Here is a 13534-nt window from a genome sequence, read left to right as displayed (position 1 = left end):
GCCTCAATCACTGCGCAGCGCCGGTTTGCCAAAGCTCTGCGCGCAGCCAAGCAGCCCTGCGATCGCGGCCAGCCCAATGAGCCCCGCCGAAGCGCCGACACGTTGCACGAGCGGTTCCAATATCAGCTGTGCGGCGAAAGGGCCGGCAAAAAAGGCCCCGTAAATCACGCCCACGGTCCGCGCCCGATCGGCATCACGGCCGAAATTGGCTGCCATCGCGAACAGGTTCGGCGTGATGACGCCCGTTCCGAAGCCCGAGATCGCCGTTCCCAGCATGAGCACGCCGAACAGAGGCACTGTCCCAACCACGAGGAAGGCGCTTGCGATCGTCGCGAAGGCGAACAGGAAAGTCGCGCGCTGGGACAGATGCTGGCGGATCCGGCCGAAGCAGAAGGCCGTGACGGCCGCACCCGCCACCTGCGGCAACAGCAGGAGCGCGATGGTGCGCGGATCGTGCACGCCGGTCTCGGCGGCGCGGAAAGGCAGGAACAGCGGTCCGCCCCCGGTCAAACAGCCGCAACTCGTGGCAAAGAGGATGAGCCCGAGCGGAACCCGGCTGCCGTTCACTGAACCGACCCCGGCGACATGCCGCCTCGCGGTCTCGGCATCGCGTGGGAGCGCCAGGAAGAACAGCACAGCGAGCGGAAAGGCGATGAGGTGCATCGCGAAGGGCGCGCGCCAGTTGATCGCGCCGAGCCAGCCCGACAAGGGGATGATGATCATTACCGCGATCGTGCCGGTCAGGCTGTAATAGCCGAGCCAGCGATGGCGCATCGGATCCTGGAAATGGAGCGTGATGATGGTCGTGATCATCGTGCCGATCGTCGCCATGGCGAGGCCGAGCGCGATGCGGCTGACGGCCAGGGCGGGCAGGCTGCCGAGCAGCAGGCCGGCCGATCCGGCAATGCCGAACAGCAACGTCGCCGCGATCAGCACAGGCCGCCGCCCCACATGGCTGCCGAGCCGGCCAGCGAGCGGCGCACCGAACACCATGCTGAGCCCGATCGCGGTCGCCAGGAAACGGGTGAGGGTCGCCGCGAAAGGCTCGCCGGCAAAGGCCTGTTCGATCCTCGGCAGAACGGGCGCCAGCCCGGTCTGCGCAAGGCCGGAAAGCGCCGCCGGCAGCACCAGCGCGGCTCCGGTCGCAAGTCCCGTCCGCGTTACGTCCGTGGCAGGCGCCTGCCGCACCTCCACTCCGCTCGATGCCATGCCCCCTCCCCCTTCCTTCCCCCGACCGCCCATCGCATTCGCCGATGCCGTGCCGATAGCCGCCCGGCTTCCGAGCAGACCCTTCTTGGCCCGAAAGGCGAAAGCGGCCCGCTAGCATCGGTTCAGGCGCCGCGGACCAGATCGGCGACATTCGGCGCGCGGCGCAGCTCGTTGCCGCCATCCACCGCGATGCTCTGTCCCGTGAGCCATTTGGATTCCGGCCCGGCGAGGAAGCGGATCGCCTCGGCCTGATCCATTGGCTCGCCGCTATGGCCGAGCGGGATCTGCTCCAGGAAGCGCTGATGCATCGCATCGAAGTCGACCATCGGCCTAGTCGAGGCGGACAGCGTCAGCCCGGGGCGCACCGCGTTGACGCGAATGCCATATTCGCCGAGCTCCTCGGCTGCGACGCGCACGAACTGGTCCAGCGCCGCCTTGCCCGCGCAATAGGCGGTGAGCATGTCGAAGGCGAGAATCGCGGCCGTTGACGATACGCAGACGATCGAACCGCCATGAGCCTTCATCAGCGGCGCAGCATAGCGGACGGCGAGAAAGTCCGGATAGAGGTTGATCTCGAAATCGCGCCGGAAACTATCGAGGTCATAGTCGAGCAGCTTGGACATGCCACCGCCGCCGATGGTCGCGATCACGATGTCGAGCCGGCCAGCGACGTCATGCGCCACCTGAACGCCCGCCTTCACGCCCTCCTCGCTGGCCGTGTCGCCGGCATGGCCGACGATCCGCGCACCGGGCACGGCGGCTTCGATATTGGCCTTCACCGCATCCACCGCCTCCTGCCGGCGCGCCATCGCCACCACGGTGGCGCCGTCTCGCGCGAGCAGCGTCGCGGCCGCTTCGGCGATCATGCCGTTCGCGCCGATCACCAGTGCCGTCTTTCCGTCGAGCTTTCCCATCGCATCCTCCTCCTTCCGATCCGACGCCGACCTGTTGGACCCGGGATGCCCGCCCCGGCGAGCGGTGGCGGCATATGCGGACGTGCGAAGATGCATGCCGAAGGGCGTGCGCGCGATTTCGACCAAGCCGACCGACGGCTTGGCCGGGCCATCCCGCCGCGCTAGCGTAGTCGACGGGAGGAACGGTCTTGGGCTATACGCTGACGCAGAGCATGAACGTGCCGGGGATCGGCATCGAGCTTCGATCCTACAATAATCCGCGGCCGATGCGCGAGCTGCTGCGCCAGAGCCGCTATACGATCGGCCTCAACGTCCGGCGCACGCGCTTCGAGGGACGCTATCCCGGCAAGCCCGGCGCCGAGCAGTTCACCGCGCTCGGCGAACTGGTGCTGCGACCGCCTGATATCGACCTCGAAGTCACCGTGCCGAAATCCTCCACCCGCGTCACGCTGTGCGTTCTGGAACCCAGTCGCTTCGAGGCGGTTGCCGGCGATGCGATCCGCAACTGGTCGCCTGCCATGCTCCGCCGCGGACTGGACGTGCGCAGCCGGCTGGTCGGCGAGGGGTTGCGCGCCCTGCGCCAGGAGGCGCTGACACCCGGACTGATGAGCCGTGCCTTCATCGACCGGACGGTCGACGCGATGATCATGCATGTCGTCCGCCATCTCGCCGAAGCCCCGGCAAGCGACGATTGCTACGGCCTGACCGAGACAGAGCTGCAGCGGATCGATGCACATCTCCACGGCATCTGGGAACGCTACCCGCGCATCGCCGACGTCGCAGGTCTGTTCAGCTTCTCCAGCCGCGCGCTGCGCGATCGCTTCCGCCAGGCGACCGGGCGCACGCTGAGCAGCCGTATCGCCACCATCCAGTTCGAGAAGGCGGCGTGCCTGCTGCGCTCGACGGACCTGCCGCTCAAGGAGATCAGCTTCCGCCTCGGCTTTGCCCATGTGGGCAATTTCAGCGCCGCCTTCCAGCGTGAGTTCGACGTTCCGCCGTCGCACTATCGGCGCGCGACGACGGAACGGCCGGGCTGACTCTGCGCGGCGCGATCAACGGCTTGCCGAAAGAAAGACCGGCGGGCCCCCTGTCATGCCCGCCGGTCCCTCCCGCTGCGCATTACCGCGCGAGAGCGACCACCCGATGCATCAGCACGCGCGACAAGGGAAGCGGCTGCGTCCGTTTCGACGCCAAGTTCACCGTAAATCACCGTATCGGCGCTGATTTCCGCTGTGGCAGCTGCTCGAACATTGCTCAGCGTTTTCCGGAAACTTCCGCTCCCGCATCGCGAGGCAGCGGAACGAAGAAGAACAAGGAAAAGAGCGACACGAGGGCGACGATCGCGAAGGCAGGCGCTATATCGGCGGCGCGCAGCGTGTGACTGCCATGCCAGGCCACCGTATAATGGATGAGCACGGCGGCCAAGCCGACGCCGAAGCTCTGCGCAAGTTGCTGGAACATGCTCGACAGGCTCGACGCCCGGCTCATCGATTCGGCCGGCACGTCGGCATAGCCCAGCGCATTGAGCGCGGTGAATTGAAGCGAGCGGAAGAAACCGCCGATCAGCAGCGTTACAAGCAGCAGCCAGTGCGGCGTCGAGACCCGGAACAGCGCATAGCAGCCGGAGGTCATCGCCACCGCCAAGGCATTGACGATCAGCACCGAACGAAAGCCGAAGCGCCGGATGATCGGCAAAGCCGTCGTCTTCATCAGCAGCGCGCCGACCGCTCCGGCGAAGGTGAGCATGCCTGCCTGGAAGGCGCTGAGGCCGAAACCGAGCTGCAGCAGCAGCGCCAGCAGGAACGGGCTCGCGCCGATCACCAGCCGAGAGAACATGCCGCCCACGGTCGATGCGCGAAAGCTCCGCAGCCGCAGCAGCGACAGATCGAGAATCGCATGCGGCGTGCGCCGGGCATGCGGCACGTAGAGCCATGCGCAGATCAGACCGCCCAAAAGCATCCCGACGATCGCGGCGGCCGGCAGTGCGCTGCGGCCGAGATTGTCGAATCCGTAGACCAGCCCGGCGAGGCCGCAGCCGGTGAGGATGAAGCCGCGGACATCCAGCTTCTCCTTCACCTCCTCACGCACGTCCGGAATGAACAGTGTCGCGAGCACCACGCCGATGATGCCCATCGGCACGTTGATGAAGAAGATCCAGCGCCAGGACCAGTAAGTGACGATGAAGCCTCCGATCGGCGGCCCCAGTATCGGGCCGAGCAGAGCCGGCATGGTCAAATAGGACATGGCGCGCACCAGCTCCGATTTCGGAACGCTGCGCAGCAATACGAGGCGCCCCACCGGGAGCATCATCGCCCCGGCAATGCCCTGCAGCATGCGCGCGGCAACCAGCGCGGCGAGGCTTTGCGAAAGGCCGCAGAGCAGAGAGCTCAACGCGAAAGCGACGATCGAAACGCGGAATACGGTCTTGGCCCCGAAGCGATCGGCGACCCAGGCCGAAATCGGCAGGAACACCGCGGCGGCAAGTAGATAGGCCGTGATTGCGAGATTGAGCGTCACCGCATCCTCGCCCAGGGATCGCGCCATGGTGGGCAGCGCGTTCGAGATCACGGTAGAATCCAGCGTCTGCATGAACAGCGCGGCGCCGATGATCATCGGCAGCACGGGGCTGCTGCGTCCTTCTGCGGCAGCCACTGTCGGCGGGGCGAGCACCGCCTCGGCCACAGCTTCGCCGGAAACCGGCTCCATCATCGCATCCGTGGCCGGCGATCCGTGTTCCAGGCTCACCCCCTCACCTCCACCAGCCGGACGAGCGAACCGAGCGCGGCATCGAGCGCGGCAAACTCCTCGGCGCTGAGCTGGCCGAGCCGTGCCTCGAGCCAATCGTTGCGTGTGCGGCGGATCGCCTCCAGCGCACGCTTCCCCTCCGGACTGAGCACGAGGCGCACACGCCGGCGGTCCCCGTCCGGATCTTCCGCCTCGCGCATCAGCCAACCCGCTTCCTCGAGCCGTTTGACATGGGCGCTCATCGTCGGACGGCTCATATGCTCGATATCGGCCAGCTCCGAGATGCCGAGGCCCGGCTTGCGCTTGATGATACCGAGGAGCTGCGCGTCGAGATCCGAGATGCCGACCTTCAGCGCCTCGCGCCGAAGATGGCGGCTGAGCTTGAGCATCACCGGCCGAAGCTGATCGGCGAGTCCCGCCACGTCACGGGAGGGACACCTGCCCTCGGATTGAATCATCATGCCGGCGATATATTAGTTAGGCTACCTAACTACAAGAGCGAAGACGATCATAAACGCTGTCACATTATGCTCTCGACGGGAGGCCGTCCGTCGTCACAGCCTGTCGGGAGTCGGAGCGATACCGGCCGAGAGAGGAGCCTCAGCAGTCCATGCCGCTTGCCCGTCCCGACCTGTCAGGGCGTACCGCCTTCGTCACCGGCGGCCGCCGCGGCATCGGCCGCGCCATCGCCCGGCGTCTGGCGGCCCATGGCGCATCGATCGTGATCGGCATGCTCCATCGTGGCGAGGACCGGCTCGAGGAGACGATCGACCTGTTCGCTCGCGCCGGCCATCCGCTCGCCATCGTCGAATGCGACCTCGCCGATCCCGTGGCGCGCGGCGACCTGATCGCCCGTGCGGCGGCGGCGTTCGGCCCGATCGACATCCTCATCAACAACGCAGCCGGCAATCCGCGCAAGCCGCCATCGGCAATGACCCTCGCCGATCGCCGTGCCATGTTCGAACTCAATCTCCATGCCCCCGTCGATCTCGCCCAGCAGGCATTGCCGGCGATGCGCGAACGTGGTTGGGGCCGGATCCTCAATCTCCTGAGCGACAGTATGCATCAGCCCCCCATTCCCTATGGAGGGCCAGCGGACCATGTACACGGCACCGTGATCTACGGCGCCTCCAAATCCGCCCTGGCACGCTATACGCAGGGCCTCGCCGCCGAGCTTCAGGGGAGCGGGATCGCGGTAAACGGCCTCTATCCGCACAAGGTTTGCGTCACGGAGGAAAATTCGGAAGTCGCGCGAACGGCTTTGCGCGCCCATCCCGAAATGGCCGAGAGTGTCGAGATGATGGCGGAGGCGGCGCTGCTCCTCATCTGCGGACCGTTGACCGGTATGACAGCGAGCAGCCGCAGTCTTCTTCACAGTTTCCAGCAGCCGCTCCATGCGCTCGACGGCGTGGACGCGATCGGTGACTTCAACAGCATCCCGGAGCTGGGTCGACCATGACCGCCTCTCCTTCTCTTGCCGGCCATGTCGCTCTCGTCACCGGCGCCAATCGCGACGGCATCGGCCGCGCCATAGCTCGACGCCTCGCCGCCCATGGCGCCGATCTCGTGCTCCATGCCTCGGGCCCCGCTTCGCGCGAAGGGCTGGAACGCAGTCGCACCCTGATCCGACAGGCGGGAGCGCGTGCCGAATGCATCGAGGCGGATCTCGCCGACGGCGATGCGCGCGCCGATCTGATCGATCGCGCCGCCCATTTCTTCGGGCCGGTAGACATATTGGTGAACAATGCGGCGAAGAACGTCTTCGCACCTCCCAGCAAGATCGACCTGCCTGCCCGCCACGCCATTTTCGAGATTAATTTCCAGGCACCGGTCGATCTCGTCCAGCAGGCGCTCCCCGCAATGCGGGCGCGAGGCTGGGGCCGTATCATCAACATCACCAGCGAGTCGGTGAAGCCACCCAACCTCCCCTATCTCGGCCCAGCCAAGTTCATCCACGCGCTTTCTCTCTACGGCGCGTCCAAGCTCGCGCTCGACCGCTATACCCGGGGCCTCGCAGCCGAGCTGCACGGCACGGGCATCACCGTCAACGCCACCAAGCCTTATGCCGTCGCCTGGACCGGCGGCGCCGATCAGCTGGCCCGCCAGATGCTCGCGACCAATTCCGCGATGGTGGAGACGCTGGAATTACTGGCCGAGGCGGCGTTGCTGCTCGTCACGCGCGGCACCACCGGCCTCGTGCTCAACAGCCGCGAGATCCTGCAGCTTCATCAGGCGCCGCTCCACGCTCTCGACGGCCAGACCGTGATCGGCGACGCCACGACCCTGATAAGCGAGCAAAGTCCGCTCCGTCCGCCGTCCTGACCATTGCAGGCAAATATTTCCTTCCGCTGGATAATCGCTCTAATCTTGGCGGAGTGAGCATACAGCGCCCCTTGCCAACCCGCCGCGAAGCGATCGCCGCCGGCGCTGCGGCAATCGCCCTGGCCCGCCCTGCCCTCGCCCATGTCCAGGCCGGCCTCGCCGCCGCCGCGTCGCCGGCAGTGAACCGTACGCTCGTGCGACGCGCGCTCGATGCCCTGGCGCGGCACAACCGCCTGATCTGGTCGCGCGACGTCATCGCGATCGTCGATTTCGGGCTTCCTTCCGCCGAACCGCGCTTCCACATCGTCGACATCCTCGCCGGCACAACGACCAGCCTGCGCGTCACGCATGGCAGAGGATCCGATCCCGATCATACCGGCTTGCTGCAAAGCTTCTCCGACGTGCCCGGATCGGCCGCGAGTTCGTCCGGTGCCTATCTCACCGGTCCCGAATATGTCGGCATCCATGGTCTTTCGCGCCGCCTTGTCGGGCTCGATCCCAGCAATGCCCATGCCGAGGATCGTGCGATCGTGATCCACTCCGCCTGGTATGCGGATGCTGCGGTCGCAGAGCAGCAGGGCAAGCTCGGCCGCAGCGACGGCTGCTTCGCCTTCGGCGAGCAGGATATCGCCCAGGTGCTCGCGCGTCTGCGTCGGGGACGAATGATCTTTGCCGGGCGTGCGGACGATCCCGCTTGAGTTTCGCATCGACACGACAGCGCAGGCAGCGGCCGATCAGCAGATTCTTTTCTCTCCAATCCTCGGCCGCGGGAACGTCCATAATTCGCGGATGTAATTGATCGCGATAGGCCGCGCGGTCCGACTCTCACAGTCACGGGATCGCCATGACAGCGACTTATCGCGACGCCGCGGCAACTGCACTCGCCCACGCAGCGCGCAGGCCCCGTCGATCTGGAAGGGCGGCGGGTGCGAAATCCTTTCTGTTAGCATTGGTGCCGACAGGCAGATCCGAAAGGCCGGACCAGAAGCCGATCCCCAATCCCGCCAGGCACGCCGCGCCGAGGGCGGTCGCCTCATGATTGACGGGCCGCTCGATGCCGAGCTGGAGCAGGTCGGCAAGGAACTGCGCCAGCCAGTCGTTGCGCGCCATGCCGCCGTCGATGCGCAGCAGGCGAGGCTCCAGGCCGGTGTCCTGGATGATGGTATCGATGAGGTCGGCAGTCTGGAAGGCGGCGGCTTCCAGCGCGGCGCGGATGAAATGGGCCGGGCCGGTGCGCGGGCCGATGCCTATGATCATGCCGCGTGCCTCCGGGATCCAATAGGGCGCGCCAAGGCCGCCAAAGGCTGGGACGAAATGGACGCCATGGTCGTAGGGCAGTGTCGCGGCGATCTCGGCACTGCGCTGCACGTCATCGAGGATGCCGAGTCCGTCGCGCAGCCATTTGACCGCCGCGCCCGCGACGAAGATCGACCCTTCCAGCGCATAGGCGGTCTTCCCGCCGATGCGATAGGCAGGCGTGGTCAGCAGCCTGTGGGTGGAGAAGCGCGGGGTTTCGCCGACATGGGCGAGCAGGAAGCAACCGGTTCCGTAAGTGGACTTGATCATGCCCGGCGCGAAGCAGCCCTGGCCGACCATCGCCGCATGCTGATCGCCCGCCATGCCGGCGATCGGCAGCACATGGCCGAGCACGGCCGGATCGGTCTCGCCGAACAGGTGGACATTGTCGTGCACAGCCGGCAGCAGCGCCGCGGGAATATCGAGGAGCGCAAGCAGATCCTGGTCCCAGCGATGCGCGGAGATGTCGTAGAGCATCGTGCGGGCCGCGTTGGTCGTATCGGTGGCATGGACGCGGCCGCCGGTAAGGCGCCAGAGCAGGAAGCAGTCCACCGTGCCGGCCGCCAACTCGCCGCGTTCCGCGCGGGCACGGGCACCAGGAATGCGATCGAGCATCCAGCGCAGCTTCGTTCCCGAAAAATAGGCGTCGGCAAGCAGACCGGTCTTCGTCTGGATCATCGGCTCGAGTCCGTCGGCGGCGAGGCCCGCGCAATAATCCGCGGTACGGCGATCCTGCCAGACGATCGCGCGGTGGAGCGGCGTGCCGGTAGCACGATCCCAGAGCAGGATCGTCTCGCGCTGATTGGTGATGCCGATGGCTTCGACGCCATCGTCGATCACCTCGCGCAGCACAGCGAGCGTGTCGCGCCAGATATGCTCCGGATCATGCTCCACCCAGCCGGGCTCGGGATAATGCTGCTGGAGTTCACGTGACGCGATCGCCTGCACCTGGCCAACCCGATCGACACGCAGGGCGCGGGTCGACGTGGTGCCCTGATCGATCGCAACGATGCTCATGCTTCGAGCTCCCTCAGATGGCCGTCGAGACGCGCGGCTTCCTCTGCGGTGAAGCGCAGGCCGAGCTTGGTGCGCCGCCAGAGAATATCTTCCGCGTTCCGCGCCCATTCGACGCGATGGAGATAGGTTACTTCACGCTCGAACAGGCCGTGGCCGAAATCGTGGCCGAGATCGCCGATCGTGACGGCATCGCCGAGCAAGGTGGAGGTGCGTGAGCCATAAGCGTGGGCCATCCGCCTGACCGTCCCCGCCGGCAGGAAAGGCCATCGCGTTTCGCAGGCGGCGGCGAAGGCGACGGCCGGTCCGCACTCACCGCCCGGCAAGGGATGGGCGGCAGTGTCGCCGGGTGCGAGGCCGAGCCGGTCCAGCACCTCGTCCGCCAGATGGCGTGCAGTCGTCACCTTGCCACCGAAGACGGAGAGAAGAGGCGGATCCCCGGACAACTCCAGATGATAGTCACGGGTGACCTTGCTGGGATTCGCGGATCCGTCGTCATAAAGCGCGCGAACCCCGCCGAAGCGCCAGACGATGCTTATCTCGCCATAGTGGCTGCCGAGATAGGCGTTGGCGGCGCCCAGCAGATAGGCGATTTCGGCAGGCGTCGGTTCGCTGTCGCCCGGTTCCACCGCCGGGATGTCCGTCGTCCCGACGAGGGTGAAATCATCCTGATACGGGATCAGGAAGACGATGCGCCCATCCTTCTGCTGCAGCAGGCGGGCCCGTTCGTCGGGATAGAGCCGAGGAAGGACGATGTGGCTGCCCCGGACGAGGCGCAGGCTGGAGCGACCGGCAGCGCCGAACACATCGTTCAGCGTTTCGCTCACCCATGGTCCTGCGGCGTTGACGATCGCGGCGGCCACCACTTCGCTCGCGCCGCCGGAGCAATCGGCCAATTGTGCAACCCAGCCGGCGCTGTCCCGCCTCGCGCGCGTCAGGCGGGTGCGCGTCCGGACGGCGCCGCCATGCTCCGCGGCGTCGAGCGCGTTGAGCACCACCAGCCGGGCGTCGTCGACCCGAGCGTCCCAGTAGGACAGAGCGCGGACCGAGCGTCCCCCGCCGGCATCCGCTCGGACGGCACGGGACCGGGGAAGCGCGCCCCCGACCGCGAGAAGGTCATAGAGCAGCAAGCCCGCGCGCAGCATCGGCCAGGGCCGCAGCGTCGCGTCATAGGGGATCAGAAATTCCAGCGGGCTCACGAGGTGGGGAGCGATGCGCAGCATCACCGCGCGCTCCTTCAGCGATTCACGCACGAGCTTGAATTCGAACTGCTCCAGATAGCGCAGCCCGCCATGAATCAGCTTGGTGGACGCGGAAGAGGTCGCATGGCCGAGATCGCCCTGCTCCACGAGCAGCACGCGATGGCCGCCCAGTGCCGCCGCCCGTGCGATCGCTGCGCCGTTGATGCCGCCGCCGACGACGAGCAAATCGAACCTCTCCATGGAAAGCAACTTGCCGGACGCAAAGGGGAGACGTCCAGTCGTTCAACGCGAGGCAAGCGCGCGGGCGATGAGCGCCGGGCAATTCACCTCGGGCGCCAGCGGCCCCTGCCGGCCGGTGATGGCACGCCCGAGCATTTTGAGCAGTGCGCCGGCGGATTTGCCCTTCTGCGGCACGTCGAGATGCGGGTCACTCAGAGTGCCGCCGAGCGTGGCGTTGCCCGGGAAACGAAGCAGGCTGTCCTGCTTAGGTGCACCGGAAAGGCGGATTGCGATCTTCTCGGTGGCGAGGCTGACCGTACCCTCGCCGCGGGTTTGCCCCCGGCTGGTATCGACGACGAGCGGATCGGCCGTGCCGACGCCGCTTCGCACGCCCAGGCGGAAGACGGCGCAGTTGAGCCGGGACTGTTTGTCGGCGTCGGTTGTGATGCCTCTGCCAACGTCGAAGCCCAGCAGCGAGGCGAGTCTCGCAGGCAGCATGCCCTCTTGGGCAGCAATGGCGATGGTGCCGTTCGATCGGCCGACGGCATCACGTATCGTGCGGCCGCTGCCGACGAGACGTATCCGGCCACGCAGGCCGCTATGGACGGGGGTACGGCCAGCGAGCGCGTCGAGCGTCGCGCCACCGAGGGTGAGATCGACGGTCATCAGCGGGATCGTGCGACTGCGCTGATCGACAGTGACGGTGCCTTCGACAGTGCCCCGGCTGAGCCCGAAGCGGATCGGTTTCAAGGTGATCAGGCTGTGATCGAGGGTCAGCGTGCCCGTCGCCGACGTGAAGGGTGGATTTGCACTGCCGGTGAGACCGCGCAGGCGGAAACGGATGGTGCCGTCGGTGTGGCCGAGCTTGTCGAGCGCGATGCGAGTGCCGGGCAGAATGCGTTTGCCGATTTGCCGCTCAATCGCCCTGGCCTGCGCGATACCCGCATCGGAGGCGAGATCGTCGAAGGAAAAGGGGCCGCCGTTCACTTCGCCGTCGAGACGCGTGCGACCATCCTGACGGCGCACGGTGACCGCACCAGCAATGTGCGAGCCCCCGATCGTTCCGGCGAGGCCCGTGACCATCCAGTTCGGCGCATCGTGGCGGACATGGGCTTTCAAGTCGATCGGTTGCGTACCGAACAGTCCCGCCTCGATCAGTGCGTCGAGCATCTTGAGGTCGCTGCCCCGCGCCGTCATATCGGCGGTCATCTGCGCCATGTCGAGCGGGCGGGCCATCGTTCCACTGGCGTTGAAATCCAGGTCTTTTCCTTCGATGCGAATATGGAACGGCCAGGGACGCCCATCGCTCTTGGTGCCTCCGCCGTCCGCGGCGAGATGGACGGCGGATCCACGGATTTTGCCGGTCCCGAGCAGCCGGACACCGTGGGTGGGATCGGCTGTGAGGATCGCATCGAAACTCCGTGCCTGTTTCGCGTCGCGATAGCGAACACGGGAATTGGCGACGGTCACCCCCTCCAGCGAGAAGGCGCCCGCAGAGGCGCCGGTGCCACCGCGAGTCCAGTTCTTCCGGCCATCCGCTCTGCGGATCATGTCCAGCGACAGCCCATCCAGAATGAGCATTTGGGTATGGAAGCGACCCTGCAGCAACGGCAGCAGCGCAAGCCGCATGCGTGCGGATCTCAGCGTGACAAATTGGCCAGTGCCGGCCCAGGCCGGCTGGCCGATGGCGAGGCCCTGGATTTCGATGACGGGATGGAGCGAGAAGCGATCGAGCCGATTTATGCGCACGATCGTGGCAGGGGCCTCGTAGCGCCGCTGGATCCAGCGTTCGATCTGCGGCTTGAACCATGCAACGGGAAATGCGGCCAGGATGAGCATAGCGATCAGCGCAACGGCGCCGATCGTGCCCGCCGCCCAAAGGACGAGCCGGCGGGCGTGGCCGGTCTCACCGCGCGCTGCGAACGTCAGCCACGGGCGCGCGATGAGACCGGCCGGGTCATATCCTGCCGAGCAGAACCAGGATGATCAGAATGATGACGATCAGCCCAAGACCGCCCGAGGGGCCATAACCCCAGCTGCGGCTGTATCCCCAGTTGGGCAGCGCGCCCACCAGCATCAAAATCAATATGATGATTAAGATCGTGCCCAACATGAGGTTCTCCTGAGTCTCTTGCAGCAACGAAACGTCTTTGCATTTGCGCCGGTTCCCAAGGCATGAGGAATGCAACGCGGCCGGAGCGTCACGCGTTCAGGGCCGCAGCAGACAAGAAGGACCGATATGAGCCAGCCCATTACCGTCGACATTCCGCACAGCATGGGCCGGGATGCGGCGCGCGCGAAGATCGAGAGCGGGCTCGGTAAATTCGCGTCGATCCTCCCCGGAAGCGCTATCACCGAACATCAGTGGCAGGGGGACGCGCTCGCCTTTACCGTCGAGGCGCTAGGCCAGCGCGTGGCGAGTCGCGTGGAAGTGATGGAGGACAAGGTTCACATGGTCCTCGATCTGCCGCCGGCGCTGGCTCTGTTCGCGGGCAAAATCCGCCAGAAGCTGCGCGAGGAAGGCCCCAAGCTGCTCAAATAGCCCGCGGCGAGGTCCGGATCGGACAAAAAGCGGGTCGCTTTCAGTCACCGCGCGGGACGGATTTGCCGTTC

At 66.3% G+C, this 13534-nt stretch carries 13 protein-coding genes; 5 read left to right on the top strand and 8 right to left on the bottom strand.

From position 1 onward, the window contains the following. Positions 1-3: 3 nt before the first annotated feature. Positions 4-1209, bottom strand: a complete 1206-nt coding sequence (locus tag GQY20_RS11100; RefSeq protein ID WP_157217135.1) for an MFS transporter — start codon at positions 1207-1209, stop codon at positions 4-6. Positions 1210-1331: 122 nt separating this feature from the next. Then, complete coding sequence (locus tag GQY20_RS11095) at positions 1332-2123, bottom strand: SDR family NAD(P)-dependent oxidoreductase (RefSeq protein ID WP_157217134.1); 792 nt, start codon at positions 2121-2123, stop codon at positions 1332-1334. Between the two features lie 188 nt (positions 2124-2311). On the opposite strand from GQY20_RS11095, the gene GQY20_RS11090 reads away from it, so the two are divergent. Further along, a complete protein-coding gene (locus GQY20_RS11090) occupies positions 2312-3160 on the top strand; it encodes a helix-turn-helix transcriptional regulator (protein WP_157217133.1) in 849 nt (282 codons plus the stop codon). A 217-nt stretch (positions 3161-3377) separates the two neighbouring features. Here GQY20_RS11090 and GQY20_RS11085 read toward each other — a convergent pair whose 3' ends face one another. Further along, entirely contained in the window at positions 3378-4868 is a 1491-nt protein-coding gene (locus GQY20_RS11085) for a DHA2 family efflux MFS transporter permease subunit (RefSeq protein WP_198350910.1), read from the bottom strand. Further along, complete coding sequence (locus GQY20_RS11080; protein WP_157217132.1) at positions 4865-5290, bottom strand: MarR family winged helix-turn-helix transcriptional regulator; 426 nt, start codon at positions 5288-5290, stop codon at positions 4865-4867. Before GQY20_RS11080 ends, GQY20_RS11085 begins: the two co-directional genes overlap by 4 nt. A gap of 188 nt (positions 5291-5478) precedes the next feature. Between GQY20_RS11080 and GQY20_RS11075 the strand changes: the two genes are divergently transcribed. The 3 genes from GQY20_RS11075 (at position 5479) to GQY20_RS11065 (ending at position 7888) form a co-directional block, all read left to right on the top strand. Then, positions 5479-6327, top strand: coding sequence for an SDR family NAD(P)-dependent oxidoreductase (locus GQY20_RS11075; RefSeq protein ID WP_157217131.1), 849 nt, complete (start codon positions 5479-5481; stop codon positions 6325-6327). Then, complete coding sequence (locus GQY20_RS11070) at positions 6324-7190, top strand: SDR family NAD(P)-dependent oxidoreductase (protein WP_157217130.1); 867 nt, start codon at positions 6324-6326, stop codon at positions 7188-7190. Before GQY20_RS11075 ends, GQY20_RS11070 begins: the two co-directional genes overlap by 4 nt. Positions 7191-7261: 71 nt before the next feature. After that, positions 7262-7888 carry a murein L,D-transpeptidase catalytic domain family protein gene (locus tag GQY20_RS11065; protein ID WP_332836087.1) on the top strand — a complete coding sequence of 209 codons (627 nt, stop codon included), beginning with the start codon at positions 7262-7264 and terminating at the stop codon, positions 7886-7888. A 157-nt stretch (positions 7889-8045) separates the two neighbouring features. Here the strand turns inward: GQY20_RS11065 and glpK are convergent, their stop codons facing one another. The 4 genes from glpK to GQY20_RS11045 form a co-directional block, all read right to left on the bottom strand. Next, on the bottom strand, positions 8046-9503 hold the full coding sequence (gene glpK / locus GQY20_RS11060; RefSeq protein WP_157217129.1) for a glycerol kinase GlpK: 1458 nt from the start codon (positions 9501-9503) through the stop codon (positions 8046-8048). Continuing rightward, positions 9500-10942, bottom strand: coding sequence for a glycerol-3-phosphate dehydrogenase (gene glpD / locus GQY20_RS11055; RefSeq protein WP_157217128.1), 1443 nt, complete (start codon positions 10940-10942; stop codon positions 9500-9502). Before glpD ends, glpK begins: the two co-directional genes overlap by 4 nt. A 42-nt stretch (positions 10943-10984) precedes the next feature. Continuing rightward, complete coding sequence (locus tag GQY20_RS11050; RefSeq protein WP_332836090.1) at positions 10985-12766, bottom strand: AsmA family protein; 1782 nt, start codon at positions 12764-12766, stop codon at positions 10985-10987. Positions 12767-12878: 112 nt separating this feature from the next. Next, positions 12879-13034 carry a DUF3309 family protein gene (locus GQY20_RS11045; protein WP_157217126.1) on the bottom strand — a complete coding sequence of 52 codons (156 nt, stop codon included), beginning with the start codon at positions 13032-13034 and terminating at the stop codon, positions 12879-12881. Positions 13035-13160: 126 nt separating this feature from the next. On the opposite strand from GQY20_RS11045, the gene GQY20_RS11040 reads away from it, so the two are divergent. Next, a complete protein-coding gene (locus GQY20_RS11040) occupies positions 13161-13463 on the top strand; it encodes a polyhydroxyalkanoic acid system family protein (RefSeq protein ID WP_157217125.1) in 303 nt (100 codons plus the stop codon). Positions 13464-13534 lie beyond the last annotated feature (71 nt).

The organism is Flavisphingomonas formosensis (genome assembly GCF_009755815.1).
In the GTDB taxonomy this organism is placed as follows: Bacteria; Pseudomonadota; Alphaproteobacteria; order Sphingomonadales; family Sphingomonadaceae; genus Flavisphingomonas; species Flavisphingomonas formosensis.
This window is presented reverse-complemented; position numbering and strand designations above follow the sequence as displayed.

Bases quoted from the DNA above. Each gene is read 5' to 3' on its own strand.
- GQY20_RS11100 (WP_157217135.1), bottom strand. From the start codon at position 1,209: ATGGCATCGAGCGGAGTGGAGGTGCGGCAGGCGCCTGCCACGGACGTA.
- GQY20_RS11095 (WP_157217134.1), bottom strand. From the start codon at position 2,123: ATGGGAAAGCTCGACGGAAAGACGGCACTGGTGATCGGCGCGAACGGC.
- GQY20_RS11075 (WP_157217131.1), top strand. From the start codon at position 5,479: ATGCCGCTTGCCCGTCCCGACCTGTCAGGGCGTACCGCCTTCGTCACC.
- GQY20_RS11070 (WP_157217130.1), top strand. From the start codon at position 6,324: ATGACCGCCTCTCCTTCTCTTGCCGGCCATGTCGCTCTCGTCACCGGC.
- glpK (WP_157217129.1), bottom strand. From the start codon at position 9,503: ATGAGCATCGTTGCGATCGATCAGGGCACCACGTCGACCCGCGCCCTG.
- glpD (WP_157217128.1), bottom strand. From the start codon at position 10,942: ATGGAGAGGTTCGATTTGCTCGTCGTCGGCGGCGGCATCAACGGCGCA.
- GQY20_RS11045 (WP_157217126.1), bottom strand. From the start codon at position 13,034: ATGTTGGGCACGATCTTAATCATCATATTGATTTTGATGCTGGTGGGC.
- GQY20_RS11040 (WP_157217125.1), top strand. From the start codon at position 13,161: ATGAGCCAGCCCATTACCGTCGACATTCCGCACAGCATGGGCCGGGAT.